This window comes from Pseudoruegeria sp. SHC-113 (assembly GCF_025376885.1).
Lineage (GTDB): Bacteria > Pseudomonadota > Alphaproteobacteria > Rhodobacterales > Rhodobacteraceae > Pseudoruegeria.
Window position 1 is genome coordinate 168,832 of sequence record NZ_JAHUBR010000003.1, and the last position, 21,453, is coordinate 190,284.

A 21,453-nucleotide genomic window follows, 5' to 3' on the forward strand; every position below is an offset into this window, starting at 1 on the left:
TGTTTTTTGATCAGGTCTTGAAGCCGTGGCTAAGACTGGATCGCTTGGAGCCTTCGCGCCAAGTAAAAGCCGCTCAGTCAGAGTGTGGTCTGACTGAGCGACAGGCGGTATCGAGAGTTAGTCGGCGTTGCTGATGATTTCAGCGTAGTTCGCCTGAACTTCCTCGGCCGAGATGGAGAGGTCGTTCCAGAACTCGACCATCAGGTCTTCCAGCTGCTTGGTCGTATCAGCCGAGAGGGTCTGGTTGCCGTCCGGGAGGATCGCGCCGGATGCCAGGATCTCGAGGCCTTTCTTCATGCAGTCGTTGGCTGCATTCAGGTCAACGTCGCCGCGGATCGGAAGGGAACCTTTGGCAAGGTTGAAGGCAACCTGCGTGTCCGGCTTCACCAGCAGAGCTGCGAGCTCTTTTTGAGCGGCCGTCATGGCTTCGTCATCCGTCGCCGGGAAGTAGAAGGCATCGCCACCGGTGGAGATGATCTCGTTCACGCCCAGACCCGGAAGGCAGGTGTAGTCTTCACCGGCCACGAGGCCCGCAACCTGGAATTCGCCCTGTGCCCAGTCGCCCATGATCTGCGCGCCGGCCTGACCGGTGATCACGAGGTTGGTGGCCTGGTTCCAATCCTGAACTTTGGAGTTCTTGGACAGTTCGCGAGCCGCAGCCGCTGCCTGGAACACTTTCGCATAGTCAGGGCCGGCAGCCACTTCACCGTTCTTGTTGATAGTGACTTCCGACCAGGCGTCGATGCCAGCGATTGCGATTGCCATCACGCCGAAAGCGCCTGCCGATTGCCACGGCTGTTGGCCCATGGCCAGCGGAACCTTGCCAGCGGCTTCAAGAGCCGGGGCGGAGGCCACGAATTCATCCCAGTTCGCGGGGACGGGCACGCCGGCATCTTCGTAGGCCTTGTGAGAGAGCCACATCCATTGCCAGGAGTGGATGTTCAGCGGAGCGCAGTAGATGCGGCCGTCAACGGTGCAGGAATCCAGCAGCGAAATCGGCTTGATGATGTCTTTCCAGCCTTCTGCTTCGGCAACATCGGTGATGTCGAGCAGCAGGCCTGCTTCGATCAGTTCTTCAGCCTGACGGCCGTGGTTGAACTGGAATGCACCCATCGGATCGCCGCCGGTGATACGGCTGATCATCACAGGGCGGGCCGTGCCGCCGCCGCCAGCGATTGCGCCATCAACCCAGGTGTTGCCTGCGGCTTCCCAGGCTTCTGCCAGCTTGGAAACGGCGGCAGCTTCACCACCGGATGTCCACCAGTGTGCGACCTCCAGTTCAGCTGCAGAGACAGCGCCAGCGGCGCAAATTGCGGTGGTGGCCGCAAACAGGTTACGAATAGTTTTCATGGTTCTCCTCCCTGAGATCCGGGCGATTAGCGCCCTTTGCAATCGATTACAGAACCATGAAGCGTTTGCGTGAAGCCCTGTAAACGATTACATATAGGAAAATCATTTACGTCGAGTCTGTCAATAGATTTGGTGGCCGGATAGGAGAAACCTGCCGCAGGCGTTGAAAAAAAGGGTGGGGCGCACGTGTCGGAAACGGTGAAAATCCAGGATGTGGCGAAGGCGGCGGGCGTCTCCACGGCCACGGTGAGTCGCACGCTGAGCAACCCCGCCGTCGTGTCCGAGCGCACCCGCAAAGCCGTGCTGGAGGCCGTCCGCGCAACGGGTTACCGGGTGAATCGCGCGGCGCGGAACCTGCGCACGCAACGCACCGCCTCGATTCTCACCCTGATCCCCAACATCGGCAACCCGTTCTTCTCGCAGATCATCGCAGGGATCGAGCAGGTCTTCTCGGAAGCCGAGTACAGCGTGCTGGTGTCGGACACCGCCAACATCGGCCCCGCCGGTACGCCGCTGTCGCATGTGTTTCAGGACGGCCGTGCCGATGGGGTGATCGTGCTTGATGGCATCCTGCCCAAAGCGTCGATCGATTCGGTGAAGGGCACCCCGAACGAACACCTCGTGATCTACGCCTGCGAATGGGCCGAAGGCGCGGGCATCCCCTCGATCCGGTCCGACAACCGCTCCGGTGCGTTTCAGGCGGTGAACCATCTGGCCGATCTGGGCCACACCTCCATCGGCCATATCTGCGGGCCGGAGCACAACGTGCTCACCAATGTGCGCCGGGCGGCCTTCTTCGAGGCCGCCAGGGCGCGGGGCATGGAGGTGCGGCCCGACTGGATCTTCCCCGGCGATTTCAAACTGGCCTCCGGCGCGGCCGCTGCCGAGGCCTATCTCGCGCTGGAAGAGCGCCCGACGGCGATGTTCTGCGCCTCGGATCTGATGGCCATGGGCTTCATCTCGCGCCTGTCGGACGCGGGGGTGCGGGTCCCCGAGGATCTCTCGGTTGTCGGCTTCGACGACATTGATCTCGCCCCCTATTTCCGCCCCGCGCTCACCACCATCCGGCAGGACAGGGCGGAGCTTGGCCGCATCACCGCCAAGACCCTTCTGACGCGCCTGCGCCAGCCCACAGAAGTGGATCCCGATTTCCTGCACATCGTGCCGGTGACGCTTGTCACCCGCGCCAGCACCGCCGCACCGCAGCGCTAAGAACACGGTAGACAGAACGCCGAGAATCACTAAAGCTTGCCGAAGTAAACGATTACATTGACCCAAAACGCCAAAAAATGCTCGGGAGGAGCAGGGGCGGCGTTGCCTTGGGAGGAGGGTTCAGCATGAAAACGATCAAGGGTCCTGCGCTGTTTCTGGCGCAGTTCGCAGGCGATGATGCGCCGTTCAACAGCTGGGATGCGATCACCAAATGGGCCGCCGATTGCGGCTACATCGGCGTGCAGATCCCCAGCTGGGATGGTCGCCTTTTCGATCTGGAAAAGGCCGCGACGTCCACGGCCTATTGCGACGAGATCAAGGGGCAGGCCGCCGACAACGGCATCCAGATCACCGAGCTGTCGACCCACCTTCAGGGCCAACTCGTGGCAGTGCACCCGGCCTACGATGCCGCCTTTGATGGCTTCGCCGCGCCAGAGGTGCGTGGTAACCCCAAGGCGCGTCAGGCTTGGGCTGTGGATCAGGTGAAAAAAGCACTCACCGCCTCGCGCAACCTCGGTATCTCCGAGCACGCGACTTTCTCCGGCGCGCTGGCTTGGCCTTACGTCTACCCGTGGCCGCAGCGCCCGGCGGGCCTTGTGGACACCGCCTTTGACGAGCTGGCCCACCGCTGGCGTCCGATTCTGGATCATGCCGAGGAGAACGGCGTGGATGTCTGCTACGAGATCCATCCGGGCGAGGATCTGCACGATGGCGTGACCTTCGAGATGTTCCTTGAGCGGCTGAACGGCCATGCCCGTTGCAACATGCTCTACGACCCCAGCCACTACGTGCTGCAATGCCTCGATTATCTGGACAACATCGACATCTACAAGGACCGGATCAAGATGTTCCACGTCAAGGATGCCGAGTTCAACCCGACGGGGCGGCAGGGTGTCTATTCCGGCTACCAGAGCTGGGTGGACCGCGCCGGCCGCTTCCGCAGCCTCGGTGACGGGCAGGTCGACTTCAGCGCGATTTTCGCCAAGATGGCGGCCAATGATTTTGGCGGTTGGGCCGTGGTTGAATGGGAATGCGCGCTCAAGCACCCCGAGGACGGGGCGCGGGAGGGGGCGCAATTCGTGAAGGATCACATCATCCGCGTCACCGAACACGCGTTCGACGATTTCGCCGATGGCGGCACGGACGAAGCAGCGAACCGGAAGATGCTGGGCCTGTAAGGCTCTGGCACAGGCGCGAAGCTCAGGGAGGAGCAGGCAGATGGCAATCACAGGGCGCAATGACGGGACAGCGGGCCCGATCCGGCTGGGCATGGTCGGCGGCGGCAAGGACGCCTTCATCGGTGGCGTGCACCGCATCGCCGCGCGGCTTGATGGCAAGTTCGATCTGGTCGCGGGGGCGCTGTCCTCCACGCCGGAGCGGGCGCTGGAAAGCGGCCGGGCGCTGGGGCTGGCGGAGGATCGGATCTATTCCGATTTCACCGAGATGGCCAAGCGCGAGGTGCGGATCAAATCCGGCATCGAGGCGGTGGCGATCGTCACCCCGAACCATGTCCATTACACCGCCGCGCGTGAGTTCCTGCGCCGTGGTATCCATGTGATCTGCGACAAGCCGCTGACCTCCAACCTCGCCGACGCCAAGAAGCTGGTGAAGGCGGCGGAGAATTCTGACGCGCTCTTCATCCTGACCCACAATTACACGGGCTACCCGCTGATGCGGCAGGCGCGCGAGATGGTGGCGGCGGGCGATCTGGGCGAGATCCGCCTCGTGCAGGTGGAATACGTGCAGGATTGGCTCACCGAGCATGTGGAGAACAAACAGGCCGACTGGCGCACCGATCCGGCGCGCAGCGGTGTGGGCGGCGCCACGGGCGACATCGGCACCCACGCCTATAATCTCGCGCGCTTCGTGTCCGGGCTGAAGGTCGAAAGCCTTGCCGCTGATCTGCAAAGCTTCGTGCCGGGCCGTCAGGTGGACGACAACGGCCACGTACTGCTGCGCTATGAGAACGGCGCGCGCGGGATGCTCTGGTGCTCGCAGGTTGCGCCGGGCAACGAAAACGGGCTGCGCCTGCGCATCTACGGCACCAAGGGCGGGCTTGAGTGGGGGCAGGAGAACCCCAACGAGCTATGGTTCACGCCCTTCGGCGAGCCCAAACGCCTGATCACGCGCGGCGGGGCCGGGGCCTCGGAGGCCGGAAACCGGCTCACCCGCGTGCCGCCGGGCCACCCGGAGGGCTATCTGGAAGGTTTCGCCAACGTCTATTCCGAAGCCGCCGCCGCCATCATCGCGGCCCGCAGCGGGGACGCCGCCCCGGCGGGCACGATCTATCCGACGGTTCAGGACGGGCTTGAGGGCGTGCAATTCGTGGACGCCTGCGTGCGCTCGTCGAGCCGCAATGCGGCTTGGGTGAGCTTTGGCTGATCTTCCCGAAAACGGCCTCTGGCTGGGCCGCGTCTGGCGCGCTGATCTCGGCGGGCCGGGCGTCATCACCCTGCGGGCAGGCCGCGTGCTGGACATCACCAGCCGCGCTGCCCCCACCGTGCGCGACATCTGCGAGATGGAGGATCCCGCCGTCTACCTGCGCGAAGCAGAGGGCGAGGATCTGGGCGCGTGGGCCGACATAGAGGCCGCGCCGGTTGGCGATTTTACCCAAACCCATCTGCTCGCCCCCTGCGATCTGCAGGCGGTGAAGGCCTGCGGCGTGACCTTCGCGCGCTCCATGGTGGAACGGGTGATCGAGGAGCAGGCGGCAGGCGATCCGGCCAAGGCCGAGGCGATCCGCGCCCGCGTCGGGGCGGCTATTGGCGATTCCCTGCGCAACATCCGGGCGGGCTCGGAAGAGGCCGCGAAGGTGAAAGCCGCGCTGATCCGGGAGGGGCTGTGGTCCCAATATTTGGAGGTCGGCATCGGCCCGGATGCAGAGGTTTTCTCCAAGGCGCAGGTGCTGTCTTCGATGGGTCATGGGGCCGATGTAGGGCTGCACCCGATCTCGGCCTGGAACAACCCGGAGCCGGAGGTGGTGCTGGCTGTCTCCTCCAAGGGGCGCATTTTGGGGGCCTGCCTTGGCAACGACGTGAACCTGCGGGACGTCGAAGGGCGCTCGGCGCTGCTGCTGTCGAAGGCGAAGGACAACAACGCCTCCTGCGCCATCGGGCCGATGATCCGCCTGTTTGATGCGGGCTTCACGCTTGATAACGTGCGCGCGGCGGAGCTGGACATGGTGGTGACGGGTGAGGACGGTTACGTGCTGCGCGGCCATTCCTCGATGAAGGAGATCAGCCGTGATCCGGAAGATCTGGTGGCCCAGACGATCGGGCGGCATCACCAGTATCCGGACGGTCTGATGCTGTTCCTCGGCACGCTCTTTGCGCCGACCGAGGATCGCGACGCGCCGGGCGAAGGCTTTACCCACAAGATCGGCGATGTTGTTGAGATTTCCGCGCCGGGGCTGGGCGCCCTGCGCAACCGGGTGCGGCTCTCCACCGATTGCGCGCCCTGGACCTTTGGTGTCCGCAGCCTGATGGGGTATCTTGCGGGCCGGGGGCTGCTTTAGGGCCTTTCAGGGAGGCGGCAGGCATGGCGGTGACGCGCGAGTTTCGGACATTGACGGCAGACGAAGTGACGCTGGCCGTGGAGTGGGCGGCGGCGGAGGGCTGGAACCCCGGCCTCCATGATGCGCAGACCTTCCATGCCGCCGATCCGGGGGCCTTCGTGGGCTGCTTTGTGGAAGGCGCGCTGGCGGCGGTGATCTCGGTCGCGCGGCACAGCGCGGGGTTTGGCTTTCTGGGCTTCTACATCTGCCGCCCCGATTTGCGCGGGCGGGGGCACGGGCTGGCGCTCTGGCAGGCCGCCCTGCCACGGCTGGACGGGGCGACAGTGGGGCTTGATGGCGTGGTGGCCCAGCAGGAAAACTACCGCGCTTCCGGCTTCGCCTATGCTCATGCCAACACACGTTTCGCGATCGGTCCCACGCAGCTGCCAGAAGCCCCGGCGCTGGACGCCGTGACGGCCCGCGTGGACGCCGTGCACGGGTTGGACACGGAGGTCACGGGCTTTTCCCGCAGCACCTATCTTCAGGCCTGGCTCGCCCAGCCAGAGGCCCGCTCCCTGATGCTGATGAACGGCGCGCGCTGCGCCGGTTGGGGCGTGGCGCGGCCCTGCCGTGAGGGCACCAAGATCGGCCCGTTGATGGCGGACAGCCCCGATCTGGCGGAAACGCTGTTTCTGAGCCTTGCGAGTGGCGCCGCGGGGCCTGTGTTTCTGGATGTGCCGATGCCCAATGCGGCGGCTGCGGCCATGGCGGAACGGCTCGGGATGGAACCGGTGTTTGAAACCGCCCGGATGTATCGCGGGCGGGCCCCGAAAGAGGATCTGGCGCGGCTCTACGGTGTCATGAGTTTCGAATTTGGCTGAAGGGGGAGGGGGGCTCTGCCCCCCGTCCTTTGCAAGGACTCCCCCCGAGGAATTTGGAGCGAGAGGAAAGGGTCAGCGGTTTTCCATGGGGATGTAAGGGCGTTCCTCGGGGCCGTTGTAGAGCGTGAGCGGGCGCAGCAGGATGTTCTGGCGCTGTTGCTCGATGCATTGGATCACCCAACCGGGCACGCGGCCGATGGCGAAGATCGGCACGTAGAGATCCATCGGGATGCCGTGCAGTTGGTAGATGACGCCGGAGTAGAAATCGACGTTCACATTGAGCCCGTGGCGGGCGTAGGGCTGCATCGCCTCGACCACGGCTTGCAGGATCTCGTACCATTCGGGCTGGCCCATCTCCTCAGACAGTGCCTTGACGCCTGCGCGCATGTGGCGGGCGCGGGGATCTTCGGCGCGGTAGACGCGGTGGCCGAAGCCGGTGACGGCCTCGCGGTTGGCGCGTTTGGCTTTCACATAGGCGGCGGCGTTTTCCGGTGTGCCGATCTCGGCGACCATCTTCATCACGTCTTCCGCCGCGCCACCATGGGCGGGGCCGGCGAGGGTGGCCAGCGCGGTGGTGATGGCACCGTGCAGGTTGGCTTCTGTCCCGACGGTAACACGGGCGGCGAAGGAGGAGGCGTTGGAGCCATGTTCGGCGTGGAGGATGAAATCCACATCGGCAAGCCGAGCGGCCTCGGCGCTGGGCTTTTCGCCTTTCAGCATCCAAAGCCAGTTGGCGGCATGGCTGAGGGTTGGATCCGGCGCGACAGGGGTGCGGCCATTGCGGATCGCCTCATGGGCGGCGACGATCATCGGCACCTGCGCGGTGAGGCGGATGCCGTTCTCGATGAAGGCCTCTTCGCCCACCTGCTGGCTTGCAGGCTCAAGCGCTGCAAGGGCGGAGACCGCGGTGCGCAGCACGTCCATCGGGTGACCGTGTTTCGTGGCGGCGATGATGGTGTGGATCTCTTCCGGCAGGGTGCGGGCGGCGATGAGGCGCGTGCTGAAGGCGGCGAGCTCTGCTGCGGTGGGCAGCTCGCCGTAGATCAGCAGGTAGGCGACTTCCTCGAAGGTGGAATGGGTGGCGAGATCGTGAATCGAGTAGCCGCGATAGGTGAGCGAGCCCGCCGCGCCGTCGATATGGCTCACGCCGGAGCGTTCGAAATAGATGCCTTTCAGGCCGCGATTGATCTTGACGGTGTCGCTCATCTCTTCATCCTTTCAGCCCATGGGAGGCTGCATGTCTGTACTTGAAAACGTTTACGAATTGGCCCGCGCACGGCAGGCCCGGGTGATCTTGCCGGAAGCCGAGGACTCGCGCATCGCGCAGGCGGCGGAGCGGCTTCTGGCCGAAGGGCTGGCGGTGCCGGTGCCGCTGGCTGAGCCCAGCGAGGCCCATGTCGCCGCGATCCTGAAGCAGCGCCCCGGCAAGGAGGCCTTCGCGCGGCGGCTTTTGGAGAAACCGCTGGTGCGGGCGGCTGCGATGGTGGCCTGCGGGGAGGCCGAGGCGCTGGTGGCCGGGGCGGCGAGCCCCACGCGGCGGGTGATCGAGGCGGCGCAGTTCGCCATCGGCATGGCCGAGGGGCTTTCGCTGCCCTCCTCCTGTTTCCTGATGCGCTTTCCCGACGGGCGCGAGGCGATTTTTGCCGATTGCGCCCTGAACGTGGACCCGGATGCGGCAGGCCTTGCCGATATCGCGTCCGCCTCGGCGGCCACCGCCACGGCACTTCTGGGGCGTGCGGAGCTGGCCTTCCTCTCCTTCTCCACGCTGGCGTCGGGCGCCGGAGAAAGCGTGGAACGGGTGCGCGCGGCCACGGAAGCCGCGCAGGCGCGCGGGCTCATGGCGATCGGCCCGGTGCAGGCCGATGCGGCGCTGAACCCGGCGATCGCGGCGCGCAAGGGCATTGAGGCCGGTGCGCCCAATGTCTTCATCTTCCCGTCGCTCGATGCGGGCAACATCGCCTACAAGCTGGCGCAGGAATTGGCCGGCGCGCAGGCGCTGGGGCCGCTGTTGCAGGGCTTTGCCAAACCGGTCTGCGATCTGAGCCGGGGCGCAAGCGTGGAAGATATCGTGGCGGCCACCGCCGTGACGCTGGCGCTCGCCCAATAGGCCCCGCGCGGGGCATGTCCCGCGCGGGTCTGCCATGTTACGCGCCTTTCTGGGGGCGCATGTCGGCGGCGGAGATACCGGCCACGGCGACGGGCTTCTTCATCGCGTCGCGGCGGAAGGGCTCGCCCAGTTCCTGGTTGATCATGGCTTCAATGAGCGTCGTCTTGCCGTGGTCCATCTGATCCTTGATCGCGGTGTTCAGGGCGTCCGTCAGCTCGTCCATCGTGCGCGCGATCACGCCTTTCAGCCCGCAGGCCTTGGCGATCCCGGCGTAGGAGACCTGCTCGTCCAGTTCGGTGCCGACGAAATTGTCGTCAAACCAGAGCGTGGAGTTGCGCTTCTCCGCGCCCCATTGGTAGTTGCGGAAGACGATCTGGGTGATGGCGGGCCATTCGCCGCGCCCGATGGCGGTGAGCTCGTTCACCGCGATGCCGAAAGCGCCGTCCCCGGCGAAGCCGACAACCGGCACGTCCGGGCAGGCGATCTTCGCTCCGACGATGGCGGGCAGGCCATAGCCGCAGGGGCCGAAGAGGCCCGGCGCGAGGTATTTGCGGCCCACCTCGAAGGAGGGGTAGGCGTTGCCGATGGCGCAGTTGTTGCCGATGTCCGACGAGATGATCGCCTCCTTGGGCAGCGCGGACTGGATCGCCCGCCAGGCCATGCGGGGGCTCATCCAGTCGGGCTTGTCAGCGCGGGCGCGCTCGTTCCAGGTGGTGCCGGGATCATCGTCCTCATGGTCCATGCCGGAAAGCTGCTGCGCCCAGCGGGATTTCGTCTCGGCGATCTTGGCCTTGCGGGCGTCGCGGCCCTCATCGCCCGCGGTGCCGGAGAGCTGGGCGAGGATGCCTTTCGCTACTTTCGCCGCATCGCCGACGATGCCAACGGTAACGGTTTTCGTCAGGCCGATACGGTCCGGGTTGATGTCCACCTGGATGATCTTGGCATCTGCAGGCCAGTATTCCATACCGTAGCCCGGCAGGGTGGAGAAAGGGTTGAGCCGCGTGCCGAGGCAGAGCACCACGTCGGCCTCCTTGATCAACTCCATCCCGGCCTTGGAGCCATTGTAGCCCAGCGGGCCGGCAAAGAGCGGATGGGAGCCGGGGAAGGCATCGTTGTGCTGGTAGCCGACGCAGACGGGCGCATCGAGCCGTTCGGCGAGCGCCTTGGAGGCCTCGATACCACCGGCAGAAAGCACCACGCCCGCGCCGTTCAGGATCACCGGGTTGCGGGCCTCAGAGAGCAGCGCGGCGGCCTGTGCCACGGCGCCTTCGCCGCCTGCGGGGCGTTCAAACTCCACCACGGCGGGCAGGTTGATGTCGACCACCTGCGTCCAGAAATCGCGCGGCACGTTGATCTGCGCCGGGGCCGAGGCGCGTTTGGCCTGCATGATCACACGGTTCAGCACCTCGCAGATGCGGGTCGGATCGCGGACCTCTTCCTGATAGGCGACCATATCCTCGAAGAGCTTCATCTGCTCCACTTCCTGGAAACCGCCCTGGCCGATCGTCTTGTTGGCGGCCTGCGGGGTGACGAGCAGCAGTGGTGTGTGGTTCCAGTAGGCGGTTTTCACGGCCGTCACGAAGTTGGTGATGCCGGGGCCGTTCTGGGCGATCATCATGCTCATCTTGCCGGAGGCGCGGGTAAAACCGTCGGCCATCATCCCGGCGCTGCCTTCATGGGCGCAATCCCAGAACATGATCCCGGCCTTCGGGAACAGATCGGAGATCGGCATCATCGCGGAGCCGATGATCCCGAAGGCGTGTTCGATGCCATGCATCTGGAGGGTTTTGACGAAAGCTTCTTCGGTCGTCATTTTCATGGTCGATGTCTCCGCTCATGAGGAAATCTGGAGGGGCCGCGCGCGGGCGGGCCTGCGGCGTTGTGCGTGAACCTATCGCCTGCGGCGGGTCGGCGTTAGGGCCAGTTGGTTGGGTGGGTTAAGGCCAGCGGCGATCAGCCGGTGGCACGGTCTATCGCGGCGGCGATGCGGGCGATTCCTTCGGGGATACGGCTGGCGGCAATGGAGGAATAGCCGAGCCTGTAGAACCGCGTTGGCGGGTTCTCCTGCAGGAACATCGAGGAGCCCGGCTCGATCAGCACGCTTTCGGCCCGCAATTCCTGTGCCAGCACGCCGGTGTCTACGCCTTCTGGCGCTTCCATCCAGAAAGAGGAGCCGCCAAAGGCATTGGCCCCGGCGATTCTCAACCCGTGGGCATGGATGGCTTCCTCCATCACGGTGCGGCGTTCGTGGTAGGCGCGGCCCATGCGGCGGATCAGGCTGTCGTAATGGCCGAGCGAGAGGAAATAGGCGGCGGTGCGCTGGATGTGGCCCGGCGGGTGGCGCAGGATGGCGGCGCGCAAGGCGCGCGCCTCACGGATGAAAGGTTCTGCCCCCACCAGATAGCCCAGCCGGAGGCCCGGAAACAGCGATTTGGAGAAGGAGCCGACGTAGATCACGCGACCATCGCGATCCATGCTCTTCAGCGCGGGCGAGGGGGCTTTGAGGAAGGACATTTCGAATTCATAATCATCCTCCACGATCATGAAATCACGTTCCGAGGCCATGTCGATCAGCCGCTGGCGGCGCTCCAGCGGCATCGTCACCGCCGTGGGGCAATGGTGGCTCGGGGTGGTGAACACGACGTCCAGCTCATCGGGCAGGGCCTCGGGCGGCAGGCCGTCGGCGTCGATGTCCACGGGGTGGGTGATGCAGCGGGTCTGCGCGAGCGCGTTGCGCAGGCCGGGGTAGCAGGGGTTTTCCATCGCCACGGTGCGGCGCTGATTCAGCAGCACCTGCGCGGCGAGCCAGAGCGCGTTCTGCGCGCCCATCGTCACGAGGATCTCTTCGGGGCGGGCCACGATGCCCCGGCGGGGAAGCGTGTGGCGGGCGATGAATTCGATCAGCTGGGGATCGTCGCGCTCGTAGTAATCCGCCGTCAGCGCCTCGAAATCGCGCTGGCCAAGGGCTTTTACCGCGCAGAGCCGCCAGTTCTGGTGGTCAAACAGCGTCGGGTCCGTCTGGCCGTAGATGAAGGGAAATCGGAACTGCCGCCAGTTCTCGGGCCGCCGCAGGCTGGGCGCGCCGGCGAAGCGCTGCCCCAGCGCGCGGGTCCAGTCCACGGCGCGGGCCGGGGCCTGCCGGGGCGGCTCGAACTGCGGCGTCGTGGGGGCGTTATCAGACACGAAATAGCCGGAGCGCCCGCGCGAGGTGAGGTAATCATCCGCCATCAGCTCGGTATAGGCGAGCGTCACCGTGATCCGGCTCACGCCGAGCTGCTGGGCCAGTTTGCGGGAGGAGGGCATCTTCTCGCCGGGCTGGAAGCGGCCCGACAGGATGCCCTGCGCCACCATTTGCTGGATCTGCTGCTGGAGCGTGCCTTCCATGCGGGGATCGAGGAAGAGCGTTTCGGCGGGAATCGCGGGCAAGTCAGAGCTCCATCTGGCATTAAGCGGGTGGAGATCTGGATGTATCACGCCGCCCCGGATCAGGCCAGAGGCCAACTGGGGCGGCGTGCAGTCGGGCGCGCCGGAGGAGAGTGGCGCGCCTTGGGAAAACCTCCGTTAGCCGTGCTGGTCCATGACCTTCGTCAGCGCCTTGTCGACGGCCTCGGTGATGTCGTCGATGTCCTGCGCAGTGCAGATCAGCGCCGGGCTGAAGCAGAGGGTGTTGTTGAAGCCGGGCAGGCTGCGGTTGGTGACGCCGATGATGACGCCCTGCGCCATGCAATCGGCCACCACGGCCTGGCAGAGCTTCTCGTCCAGCGGCTGCTTGGTGTTGCGGTCCGCCACCAGTTCGGCCCCCGCAAACAGCCCCTTGCCGCGCACATCGCCGATGACGGCGTGTTTGGCTTTCAGCGCTTCAAGATTGGCCAGAAGGCGCGCGCCCATCTTCGTGGTGTTTTCCAGCAGGCCCTCATCCTCGATGATGCGCATGTTCTCGAGCGCCGCCGCTGGGCCGGCCGTGCAGCCGCCGAAGGTGGAAATATCGCGGAAGTAGCCCATCGGATCGCTGGCATCTTCCTTGAACATGTCAAACACCTTCTCCGTCGTAACGCAGCAGGCGATGGCGGCGTAGCCCGAGGCCACACCCTTCGCCATGGTCACGAAATCGGGCTTGATGCCGTAGTGCTGGTAGCCGAACCACTCACCGGTGCGGCCCACGCCGCAGACGACCTCGTCGATGTGGAGAAGAATGTCGTATTTTTCGCAGATTTCCTGCACGCGCTCCCAATAGCCTTCCGGCGGGGTGATCACGCCGCCACCTGCCGTCACCGGCTCAAGGCAGAGCCCGCCCACGGTTTCGGGGCCTTCGCGCAGGATCACCTCTTCGATCAGATCGGCAGCGGCGCGGCCGAATTCGGCACCGGAGAGATGGCCGAGGCCAAGCTCTTCCTTGCGATACTCAAGGCAATGGGGCACGCGGATGAAATCCGGGGCGAAGGGGCCGTATTGCGCGTTGCGCTCGTCCTGCCCGCCTGCCGACATCGCGGCCAGCGTGGAGCCGTGGTAATCGCGGTGGCGGTAGAGGATCTTGGTTTTCTTGCCGCCGTATTTCTTATGCGCGATCTGGCGGATCATCTTGAAGGCCTTCTCGTTGGCCTCCGAGCCCGAGTTCACGTAGTAGACGCGGCTCATGCCGGGCATCTTCTCGATCAGCTTCTTCGCGAAGAGCGAGCCCGGGATGGAGCCTGCGGAATTGGCGAAGTAGTTCATCTTCACCAGCTGGTCGCGGACCGCATCGGCAATGCTCTCGCGGCCATAGCCGACGTTCACCGTCCAGACTCCGCCGGAAACGGCGTCCAGATGCTCCTTGCCGGTGGCGTCCCAGACGCGCATCCCCTTGCCTTCCACGATGATGCGCGGATCGATCGTCTCGAAGGGCTTGTGCTGGATCAGGTGATGCCACAGGTGGGCGCGGTCGGCTTCGATGACTTCGCCGAGGTCATTGGACTGGAAATTGGCGTTCATGGCGGGGCACCTTGCTGGTCAGAAGGCTCTGTGGAGCCGTTACGCGGCAGCCCTGCGAATCCGGTTTCGCAGGCTGCCTGATCTGGCGTCAATTTGTGGGACATCCCTGCGCACCCATAGGGCCAGTATTGCCCCGGCTTTGATGCCAGAATGGGGCGCGTCGGAGGCCAAAGCAGGTCGCTCTGTGCCCTAACGCCTTAGCGAAACAAGGGAATTGCGGGCCAGATGGCACGGATCGAAAGGCGATCGCTGGCCCGGAGTATTTACCGCGCGGGAAACTAAACGTTGACTGGTGAGAGGGTTTTTTTACGCTTCCCTTGCGCCAACCGGTGGATATGCCCCGGTGGCCGCATCGCTTGGGTCCCAGAACAAGGCGAAAACGCCAAACAGGCCCTGGGGGATAGCACAGCCGCAAAGGCGGCGACCAACACGGGAGAAAAGAATGACATTGAAATCTAAGCTGATCGGTTCTGTTGCCGGGATTGCCGCCCTCGGTGCCGTGCAGGCTCATGCCGCCGACGAGATCACGGTGGCCTATTTCCTCGAATGGCCGATGCCGTTCCAATACGCCAAGGCCACCGGGCTTTATGACGAAGCGCTGGGCGTGAAGGTGAACTGGGTGTCCTTTGACGCCGGCACCGCGATGTCGGCAGCCATGGCCTCCGGCGACGTGCAGATCTCCGTATCCCAAGGCGTGCCGCCCTTCGTCGTGGCCGCTTCCGCCGGTCAGGACATCCAGGTTGTCGACGTGGCGGTGAGCTACTCGGAGAACGACAACTGCGTCGTGGCCGACGCGCTTGAAATCGACAAGGACAGCGCGGGCGAGCTGGCCGGCAAGAAGGTCGGCGTGCCGATCGGCACCGCGGCTCACTATGGCTTCCTGAAGCAGATGTCCCACTTCGGCGTGGACATCGGCACGATGGAAATCGTGGACATGGCGCCGCCCGATGGCGCGGCCGCTTTCGCACAGGGCAGCCTCGATATGGTCTGCGGCTGGGGCGGTGCGCTGCGCCGCATGAAGGAGCATGGCAACGTGCTGCTGACCGGCGCCGAGAAGGAAGAGCTGGGCATCCTCGTCTTCGACGTGACGAGCGCACCTGCGAACTTCGTCTCGGAAGAGCCGGAGCTTCTGGCCAAGTTCCTGAAGGTGACGGCGGATATGAACGCCATGTGGAACTCCGGCGAGAACACCGCCGAGATGCTCCCGGTCATCGCCAAGGACGCCGGTATGGATGAGGACGCCACGGCCGAGACGATGGCCACCTTCGTCTTCCCCAGCGTGGAAGACCAGATGGGCGAGAAATGGCTCGGCGGCGGGGCGCAGGCCTTCATGTCGGGCGTCGCGGGCGTCTTCGTGGAAGCCGGCAGCATCCCCAGCGCGCTTGACAGCTACGACGCAGCCGTGAACACCGGCCCGCTGATGTCCGCCAAGGGCATGTAAGCGCACCCGCGTGACAGAACAGGAGGGGGCTGCGGGGCAAGACCTCGTGGCCCCCTTTCCACAGAGAGTTTCCAGACGATCAGGGAAAGCCGGGAAGGATAGCAGAGTGGGTCTGTCGATCGACAATATTTCGATGCGTTTCGATCTGCCGAACGGAACCTCCGTTCAGGCGCTGAAGAACGTGTCGCTGGACATCAAGGAAGGCGAGATCATGTCGGTGCTCGGGCCTTCGGGCTGCGGGAAGACGACGCTTCTCAACATCGTTGCGGGCTTCCTTGCGCCGACGGAGGGCGAGATCCGCCTGCACGGCACGCCGGTGCATGGCCCGGGGCCGGAACGCGGCATGGTGTTTCAGAAGGGCGCGTTGTTTGAGTGGATGAACGTGCGCAAGAACGTCGACTTCGGCCCCCGCATGAAGGGGATGGCCAAGAAGGAACGCGACGAGATCACCGACCACCTGCTCGACATCGTGGGTCTGCAGGACTTCAAGGAAAAGGCGGTTTATGAACTTTCGGGCGGGATGCAGCAGCGTGTGGCCCTGGCCCGCTGCCTTGCCAATGAGCCCGACGTGATCCTGATGGACGAACCGCTGGGCGCGCTCGATGCGCTCACGCGGGAGAAGATGCAGGCGCTTGTGCTGAAACTCTGGAAAGAGAGCGGCAAGACTGTGATCCTGATCACCCACTCCGTGGAAGAGGCGCTGCTGCTGGGCGAACGCCTGCTCGTGATGGCCCCGCGCCCGGGGCGCATCCACAAGGAATACAATCTGCCCTTCGCCGACCGCGGCGTGGGCGCGGATCTGCGGGACGTGAAGCGCAGCGAAGGCTTTGCCGAAACGCGGGACGAGATCCTCTCGATGATCTGGGAAATGGAAGAAGAGATCATGGGCCGCACGGAGGCAGCACAATGACGATCCTGCTGATCTATGTTGCGATTTTCCTTGCCGCCTTCGTGGTGGTGAAACTGATCCGGGGCGGCATGCGCAAGGCGGTGGATTACACCAGCCTGAAGACCGTGACCTTCGGCGATGAAAGTGCTGTGCATGCCGACAGGATTGCCTCGGTGATTTCGGTTGTCGCGATCTTCCTAATCTGGGGGGCCTTCACTGGCTCCAAGCTGGTGCCGATCCATGTGCCGGGGCCCTTCCTAGGCGAAACCAGCTTCACCTATACCGCCCAGAACGCGGCCGGGCAGACGGATGATGCCACGGTGACGGTGAATGTCTTCAAAGTGGGCGAGGAAGCCGAGGAGCCCGCAAGCGGCGGCGGCGACGGCTTTGCCAAGGATGACGGTGCCAAGATCGGCGCGTGGCGCTCGGGCCTCGTGCGGGTGATCCGCAACGATGAGGGCGGCGATCAGGAGGGCTACGGTGTGATCGCGATTGATGGCCAGCCGATTGCCTCTGAGGAAACCGTGAAAGTGGCCGATGGTACGGTGTTCCTCACGGCCAAGGGCTCGCTGAATTTCACCCCCTCCAAGGGCATGCAGATGGAACCGATCTGGATGCCCGCGCCAGAGGCCGTCTGGTCGCGCTTCATCGAGATCTTCGGCGAGGGTTATCAGGGCATCACCCTGCTGCAGCATCTTGGCTGGTCGCTGTTCCGCGTGATCGCGGGCTTCGTGCTGGGCAGCCTTGTGGGCATCCCGCTCGGCTACGCGATGGGGCTTTCGGGCTGGTTCCGCGGCTGGTTTGATCCGATCGTGGAATTCATGCGCCCGGTGCCGCCGCTGGCGCTGATCCCGCTCGTGATCATCTGGTTCGGCATCGGGGAAACCGGCAAGATCGTGCTGCTCTTCCTTGCAGCGCTCTGGATCATGACGATCGCCGCGCGGGCCGGGGTGTCGGGCGTGAACATCTCCAAGGTGCACGCGGCCTATTCGCTCGGGGCCTCCAAGCGGCAGATCCTGACGCAGGTGATCGTGCCAAACTCGCTGCCGGAGATCTTCACCGGCGCACGGGTGGCGATGGGCGTCTGTTGGGGCACAGTTGTGGCGGCAGAGCTTGTGGCCGCCGAGATGGGCGCAGGCAAGATGATCGTGGCTGCGTCCAAATTCCAGCTGACGGACATCGTGATCATGGGGATCATCCTGATCGGCGTGATCGGCTTTGGCATCGATATTCTGATGCGCAAGGCGGAGGAATACCTCGTGCCGTGGAAGGGGCAGTCCTGATCCGTTTCGCCTGACGATGTTAAGAAGGCCGGCGCTACATGCGCCGGTTTTATTAAAAACTTTCCGAAATCTGCGCTTTTGCCCGGCGGTACGCCGGGCAGCCCCCGACCGCCCCCCCCTACGCCGGAGGCGTGCCTATGGCACGACGCGGCGGCTTTTGCCCCCACCCGGCGGTCCAGGGCTGCCCTTGTCGAATGAAGTTTTCGTTTGGGATCTGGCTCGATACCGCTCTAAATCCCCGCCTGTGTGATGAAAAACCGTGACAGGATCGGCAGGATCGCCCCGCCCATGGAGGGCGCGTTGGGGCCGATGGTGCCGGGGGCGATCTCAAGCGGGCTGAGGCCGCGCAGGCCGAGCGCCTGAAAGCGGGCGTTTGCCTTGGCCGCTATCCTGTCGCGCACTTCGCCCGGAAAGCCGCCGTCCACCACGATGGTCGGGAAATCGATCACCGCGCTGATGGAGGCCGCTGCCATGGCGAGGTTCTCGGCCACCAGATCTTCCCATTCCGTCACCAGCGGGCCCAGATCGCCCCAGCTGTCCGGGTGTTCCCAGAGCACGGAAGGGTCGCTGCCCGCCGCGCGCAGGCGGTTCTCCAACGTGAAGAGCGAGGTTTCGTCCAAGAGCGCGGTATAGCCGGGGCCGCGGCCGGGCAGGGGCATCGCGCCCATCGCCCCGGCGTTGCCCGTAGGCCCCTCGAAAATGGCGTTGTTGAGCACGATGCCGCCGCCGATGAAAAAGCCGATGAAAAAGTAGCAGTAATTCTCGAACTCCCGCCCCCGCCCCAGCGCAAGCTCCGCGCCGCAGGCGGCGGTGGCGTCGTTCTGCAGATGGGTGGGCAGGCCGGTGGCCGCCTCGATCTCGCCCGCCAGATCAAAGCCGCGCCAAGCGGCCATATCCTCCGGCGAGGCCCCCACCTGCGCGCCCCAGTTCCACAGCTCGAACGGCGTCGCGATGCCGATCCCCGCGCAGCGGGAGCGCGATTTTGCGGGCAGGGTCTCCAGCATCGCCGCCGAGACCTCCGCCGCAAAGCGCACGATGTCAGTCGTGCGCGGGTTCTTGTAGGCGATCCGTCGGCGCTGCAGCTCGTGGCCGAGGAAATCCACCAGCACCAGATCCGCACTCCGCCGCCCGACCTTCAGCCCGATCGAAAACGCTCCGTCCGGGTTCAGCCGCATCGGGATCGACGGTTGGCCCACCTTGCCTTTCACCGGCGCGCCGCGCAGCAGAAGGCCCTCCTCCTCCAGCGCACGCATGATCACCGTCACCGTCTGGGCGGAAAGCCCGCTCAGCCGCGCCACCTCGGCGCGGGAAAGCGTCTCATGGCGGCGGATCAGCGAGAGCACGAGCCGCTCGTTGTGCTCGCGCACCCGCGCAGCATTGGCCCCGCCCCGAAGGGTTGAGATCGTCACGCCGGCCGCCGGGGCCTCGCTTGTCGGGTTGTCTTGTTCCATGGGAGTGCCTCCTCCGGTCCCACAGGATGATTGTCAATCGTCTCGATAGATAAATCAACTTGATTTATTTATTGACAGGGGGAGAGAATCCGTGTGTTTTGATCGCGTCGCCCGGCCCGTGGAGGGGCTGACGGGCACATTTCAGAGTTCTAGGGAGGAAACTCAGATGACCATTCGTAAGAGCCTTTTCGGCAGCGCTGTTGCCGCCATCGCCCTGTCCGCCGCCCCCGCCTTCGCGGACGGCCACAGCGTGAGCGCCTGCCTCATCACCAAAACCGATACCAACCCCTTCTTCGTGAAAATGCGCGAAGGCGCGACCGCCAAGGCCGAAGAGCTGGGCATCGCGCTCAACAGCTACGCCGGCAAGGTCGACGGCGACCATGAAACACAAGTGCAGGCCATCGAAACCTGCATCGCCAACGGCGCAAAGGGCATCCTGCTGACCGCCTCTGACACCGCCTCCATCGTGCCGGTGGTGAAACAGGCCCGTGACGCAGGCATCCTCGTGATCGCGCTCGACACCCCGCTGGAGCCCATCGACTCTGCCGATATGACCTTCGCGACCGACAACTTCCTTGCTGGCGAGCTGATCGGCAAATGGGCCGCCGCAACGCTGGGCGAAGAGGGTGTGGCCAACGCCCGCATCGCAACGCTCGATCTGGCCGTGTCCCAGCCCACGGTGGACGTGCTGCGCAACCAGGGCTTCCTGCAAGGTTTCGGCATCGATTTGGCCGACCCGAACGTGATCGGCGATGAAGACGATCCGCGTATCGTCGGCTCCGACGTGACAGCCGGTAACGAGGAAGGCGGCCGCCGCGCGATGGAAAACCTGCTGGCCAAGGATCCCTCGATCAACGTGGTGCACACCATCAACGAACCGGCCGCGGCTGGCGCTTATGAAGCGCTGAAATCCATCGGCCGCGAGAACGACGTGCTCATCGTCTCCGTCGATGGTGGTTGCCCCGGCGTGCAGAACGTGGCCGACGGCGTGATCGGGGCCACCTCGCAGCAATACCCGCTGCTGATGGCCTCCCTCGGCATCGAAGCCATCGCGGCCTGGGCCAAGGACGGCACCAAACCTGCCGCCACCGACGGTAAGGATTTCTTCGACACCGGCGTCGCGCTGGTGACGGACAAGCCCGCCGACGGTGTGGACTCCATCTCGGTGAAAGAAGGCATGGACCTCTGCTGGGGCTAAGCCCTTCGCGCCCGGCTTGACCGGTCGGGCGCATTGCACCCACAGTTTGAATGAGGGGGTGGGCCACGCATCCCACCCCTTTTTTCATGCCCTGAGCAGGGGCAAGGAGGAGATATGTCGGAGTCCGACAATTACGAGACAGCCGCCAGCCGCGCGGGTGAGGTTGCCTCGTTCGAAGATCACAAGAAGGGCCTCTTGGGCCATTTCCACAACGCGCTTCACAGCAATCCCGCCCTCGTGCCGCTGATCGTTCTGGTCGCGGCGGTGATCGGCTTCGGCCTGCTGCTGGGCTCGCGCTTCCTGTCGCCCTTCGCGCTGACGCTGATCCTGCAGCAGGTGCAGATCGTGGGCGTGCTGGCCGCCGCGCAGACGCTCATCATCCTCACTGCGGGCATCGATCTTTCGGTTGGTGCCATCGCGGTGCTGACAAGCGTGATCATGGGGCAGTTCACCTTCCGCTACGGCGTGCCGGCCCCGGTTTCGGTGGTGATCGGCCTTGGCGTCGGCACGGCGCTTGGCGCTGTCTCGGGCTGGCTCGTGAGCCGCGTGAAGCTGCCGCCTTTCATCGTGACGCTCGGCATGTGGCAGATCGTTCTGGCCGCGAACTACCTCTATTCCGCCAATGAAACCATTCGCAGTCAGGACATCGAGGCCGAGGCCCCTTTCCTGCAATTCATGGGCGTGAAGCTGCAATTCGCCGGGGCCACCTTCACGCTGGGCGTGGTGCTCATGGTGCTGCTGGTGCTGATCCTGGCCTATGCGCTGAAATCCACCGCCTGGGGGCGGCATGTCTATGCCGTGGGCGATGATCCCGAAGCCGCGCAGCTGGCCGGGGTGAACGTGCATGGCACGCTGATGAGCGTCTACATGCTGGCGGGCTTCATCTGCGCGCTCGCGGGCTGGGTGATGATCGGGCGCTTCGGCTCGGTGTCGCCTTCCGCCACCACCGGCGTGATCGGCAACATTCAGGCCATCACGGCCGTTGTGATCGGGGGCATCTCGCTGTTCGGCGGGCGCGGCTCGATCCTTGGCGCTTTCTTCGGCGCGCTGATCGTGGGTGTTTTCGAACTGGGCCTGCGCATGGCCGGGGCGGATCCGCAATGGACCTTCCTGCTCATCGGGGTGCTCATCATTGCCGCCGTGGCGGTCGACCAATGGATCCGGGAGGTCTCGTCATGAG

17 protein-coding genes are annotated in these 21,453 nt (G+C 64.8%); 11 read left to right on the forward strand and 6 right to left on the reverse strand.

Going from position 1 to position 21,453, the window contains the following annotated elements; translation table 11 throughout:
• Positions 1-117: 117 nt before the first annotated feature.
• Positions 118-1,350: an ABC transporter substrate-binding protein gene (locus KVX96_RS17030; protein ID WP_261195971.1), complete on the reverse strand. Its 1,233-nt coding sequence runs from the start codon at positions 1,348-1,350 to the stop codon at positions 118-120.
• A 198-nt stretch (positions 1,351-1,548) separates the two neighbouring features.
• Here KVX96_RS17030 and KVX96_RS17035 point away from each other — a divergent pair, with 198 nt between their 5' ends.
• The 5 genes from KVX96_RS17035 to KVX96_RS17055 all read left to right on the forward strand — a co-directional run bounded on the left by KVX96_RS17035 (position 1,549) and on the right by KVX96_RS17055 (position 6,936).
• The gene (locus KVX96_RS17035) at positions 1,549-2,562 is read left to right on the forward strand and encodes a LacI family DNA-binding transcriptional regulator (RefSeq protein ID WP_261195972.1); all 1,014 of its coding nucleotides are present in this window, start codon (positions 1,549-1,551) and stop codon (positions 2,560-2,562) included.
• 125 nt (positions 2,563-2,687) lie between these two features.
• Positions 2,688-3,740 carry a sugar phosphate isomerase/epimerase family protein gene (locus KVX96_RS17040; RefSeq protein WP_261195973.1) on the forward strand — a complete coding sequence of 351 codons (1,053 nt, stop codon included), beginning with the start codon at positions 2,688-2,690 and terminating at the stop codon, positions 3,738-3,740.
• Between the two features lie 40 nt (positions 3,741-3,780).
• Positions 3,781-4,944, forward strand: coding sequence for a Gfo/Idh/MocA family protein (locus KVX96_RS17045; RefSeq protein WP_261195974.1), 1,164 nt, complete (start codon positions 3,781-3,783; stop codon positions 4,942-4,944).
• On the forward strand, positions 4,937-6,076 hold the full coding sequence (locus KVX96_RS17050; RefSeq protein ID WP_261195975.1) for a fumarylacetoacetate hydrolase family protein: 1,140 nt from the start codon (positions 4,937-4,939) through the stop codon (positions 6,074-6,076). Before KVX96_RS17045 ends, KVX96_RS17050 begins: the two co-directional genes overlap by 8 nt.
• 23 nt (positions 6,077-6,099) lie before the next feature.
• Positions 6,100-6,936, forward strand: a complete 837-nt coding sequence (locus KVX96_RS17055; protein WP_261195976.1) for a GNAT family N-acetyltransferase — start codon at positions 6,100-6,102, stop codon at positions 6,934-6,936.
• A 72-nt stretch (positions 6,937-7,008) separates the two neighbouring features.
• Here the strand turns inward: KVX96_RS17055 and KVX96_RS17060 are convergent, their stop codons facing one another.
• A complete protein-coding gene (locus tag KVX96_RS17060) occupies positions 7,009-8,142 on the reverse strand; it encodes a citrate/2-methylcitrate synthase (protein ID WP_261195977.1) in 1,134 nt (377 codons plus the stop codon).
• A gap of 31 nt (positions 8,143-8,173) precedes the next feature.
• On the opposite strand from KVX96_RS17060, the gene KVX96_RS17065 reads away from it, so the two are divergent.
• The gene (locus KVX96_RS17065) at positions 8,174-9,043 is read left to right on the forward strand and encodes a phosphate acyltransferase (RefSeq protein WP_261195978.1); all 870 of its coding nucleotides are present in this window, start codon (positions 8,174-8,176) and stop codon (positions 9,041-9,043) included.
• Positions 9,044-9,080: 37 nt separating this feature from the next.
• Here KVX96_RS17065 and xsc read toward each other — a convergent pair whose 3' ends face one another.
• The 3 genes from xsc to KVX96_RS17080 all read right to left on the reverse strand — a co-directional run bounded on the left by xsc (position 9,081) and on the right by KVX96_RS17080 (position 14,011).
• The gene (gene xsc / locus KVX96_RS17070; protein WP_261195979.1) at positions 9,081-10,862 is read right to left on the reverse strand and encodes a sulfoacetaldehyde acetyltransferase; all 1,782 of its coding nucleotides are present in this window, start codon (positions 10,860-10,862) and stop codon (positions 9,081-9,083) included.
• Positions 10,863-10,996: 134 nt separating this feature from the next.
• The gene (locus KVX96_RS17075) at positions 10,997-12,427 is read right to left on the reverse strand and encodes a PLP-dependent aminotransferase family protein (protein ID WP_261196056.1); all 1,431 of its coding nucleotides are present in this window, start codon (positions 12,425-12,427) and stop codon (positions 10,997-10,999) included.
• Between the two features lie 177 nt (positions 12,428-12,604).
• Positions 12,605-14,011 (reverse strand): aspartate aminotransferase family protein, encoded by a 1,407-nt coding sequence (locus KVX96_RS17080; RefSeq protein ID WP_261195981.1) that lies wholly within the window; start codon positions 14,009-14,011, stop codon positions 12,605-12,607.
• A gap of 442 nt (positions 14,012-14,453) precedes the next feature.
• On the opposite strand from KVX96_RS17080, the gene KVX96_RS17085 reads away from it, so the two are divergent.
• The 3 genes from KVX96_RS17085 to KVX96_RS17095 all read left to right on the forward strand — a co-directional run bounded on the left by KVX96_RS17085 (position 14,454) and on the right by KVX96_RS17095 (position 17,624).
• Positions 14,454-15,452, forward strand: a complete 999-nt coding sequence (locus KVX96_RS17085) for an ABC transporter substrate-binding protein (RefSeq protein WP_261195983.1) — start codon at positions 14,454-14,456, stop codon at positions 15,450-15,452.
• A 133-nt stretch (positions 15,453-15,585) separates the two neighbouring features.
• The gene (locus KVX96_RS17090; RefSeq protein ID WP_261196057.1) at positions 15,586-16,362 is read left to right on the forward strand and encodes a taurine ABC transporter ATP-binding protein; all 777 of its coding nucleotides are present in this window, start codon (positions 15,586-15,588) and stop codon (positions 16,360-16,362) included.
• The gene (locus KVX96_RS17095; protein WP_261195984.1) at positions 16,359-17,624 is read left to right on the forward strand and encodes an ABC transporter permease; all 1,266 of its coding nucleotides are present in this window, start codon (positions 16,359-16,361) and stop codon (positions 17,622-17,624) included. The genes KVX96_RS17090 and KVX96_RS17095 overlap by 4 nt, the downstream gene beginning before the upstream one ends.
• A 230-nt stretch (positions 17,625-17,854) precedes the next feature.
• Here the strand turns inward: KVX96_RS17095 and KVX96_RS17100 are convergent, their stop codons facing one another.
• Positions 17,855-19,075 carry an ROK family transcriptional regulator gene (locus tag KVX96_RS17100; protein ID WP_261195986.1) on the reverse strand — a complete coding sequence of 407 codons (1,221 nt, stop codon included), beginning with the start codon at positions 19,073-19,075 and terminating at the stop codon, positions 17,855-17,857.
• A gap of 172 nt (positions 19,076-19,247) precedes the next feature.
• On the opposite strand from KVX96_RS17100, the gene KVX96_RS17105 reads away from it, so the two are divergent.
• Positions 19,248-20,273: a sugar ABC transporter substrate-binding protein gene (locus KVX96_RS17105; protein WP_261196058.1), complete on the forward strand. Its 1,026-nt coding sequence runs from the start codon at positions 19,248-19,250 to the stop codon at positions 20,271-20,273.
• Positions 20,274-20,387: 114 nt separating this feature from the next.
• On the forward strand, positions 20,388-21,452 hold the full coding sequence (locus KVX96_RS17110; RefSeq protein ID WP_261195987.1) for an ABC transporter permease: 1,065 nt from the start codon (positions 20,388-20,390) through the stop codon (positions 21,450-21,452).
• Position 21,453 lies beyond the last annotated feature (1 nt).

What these genes read in the sequence shown, in the direction of transcription:
- KVX96_RS17110 (WP_261195987.1), top strand. Translation starts at nt 20,388, where the DNA reads ATGTCGGAGTCCGACAATTACGAGACAGCCGCCAGCCGCGCGGGTGAG.
- KVX96_RS17090 (WP_261196057.1), top strand. Translation starts at nt 15,586, where the DNA reads ATGCGTTTCGATCTGCCGAACGGAACCTCCGTTCAGGCGCTGAAGAAC.
- KVX96_RS17080 (WP_261195981.1), bottom strand. Translation starts at nt 14,011, where the DNA reads ATGAACGCCAATTTCCAGTCCAATGACCTCGGCGAAGTCATCGAAGCC.
- KVX96_RS17085 (WP_261195983.1), top strand. Translation starts at nt 14,454, where the DNA reads ATGACATTGAAATCTAAGCTGATCGGTTCTGTTGCCGGGATTGCCGCC.
- KVX96_RS17030 (WP_261195971.1), bottom strand. Translation starts at nt 1,350, where the DNA reads ATGAAAACTATTCGTAACCTGTTTGCGGCCACCACCGCAATTTGCGCC.
- KVX96_RS17060 (WP_261195977.1), bottom strand. Translation starts at nt 8,142, where the DNA reads ATGAGCGACACCGTCAAGATCAATCGCGGCCTGAAAGGCATCTATTTC.
- KVX96_RS17100 (WP_261195986.1), bottom strand. Translation starts at nt 19,075, where the DNA reads ATGGAACAAGACAACCCGACAAGCGAGGCCCCGGCGGCCGGCGTGACG.
- KVX96_RS17055 (WP_261195976.1), top strand. Translation starts at nt 6,100, where the DNA reads ATGGCGGTGACGCGCGAGTTTCGGACATTGACGGCAGACGAAGTGACG.
- xsc (WP_261195979.1), bottom strand. Translation starts at nt 10,862, where the DNA reads ATGAAAATGACGACCGAAGAAGCTTTCGTCAAAACCCTCCAGATGCAT.
- KVX96_RS17045 (WP_261195974.1), top strand. Translation starts at nt 3,781, where the DNA reads ATGGCAATCACAGGGCGCAATGACGGGACAGCGGGCCCGATCCGGCTG.
- KVX96_RS17065 (WP_261195978.1), top strand. Translation starts at nt 8,174, where the DNA reads ATGTCTGTACTTGAAAACGTTTACGAATTGGCCCGCGCACGGCAGGCC.
- KVX96_RS17095 (WP_261195984.1), top strand. Translation starts at nt 16,359, where the DNA reads ATGACGATCCTGCTGATCTATGTTGCGATTTTCCTTGCCGCCTTCGTG.
- KVX96_RS17040 (WP_261195973.1), top strand. Translation starts at nt 2,688, where the DNA reads ATGAAAACGATCAAGGGTCCTGCGCTGTTTCTGGCGCAGTTCGCAGGC.
- KVX96_RS17075 (WP_261196056.1), bottom strand. Translation starts at nt 12,427, where the DNA reads ATGGAAGGCACGCTCCAGCAGCAGATCCAGCAAATGGTGGCGCAGGGC.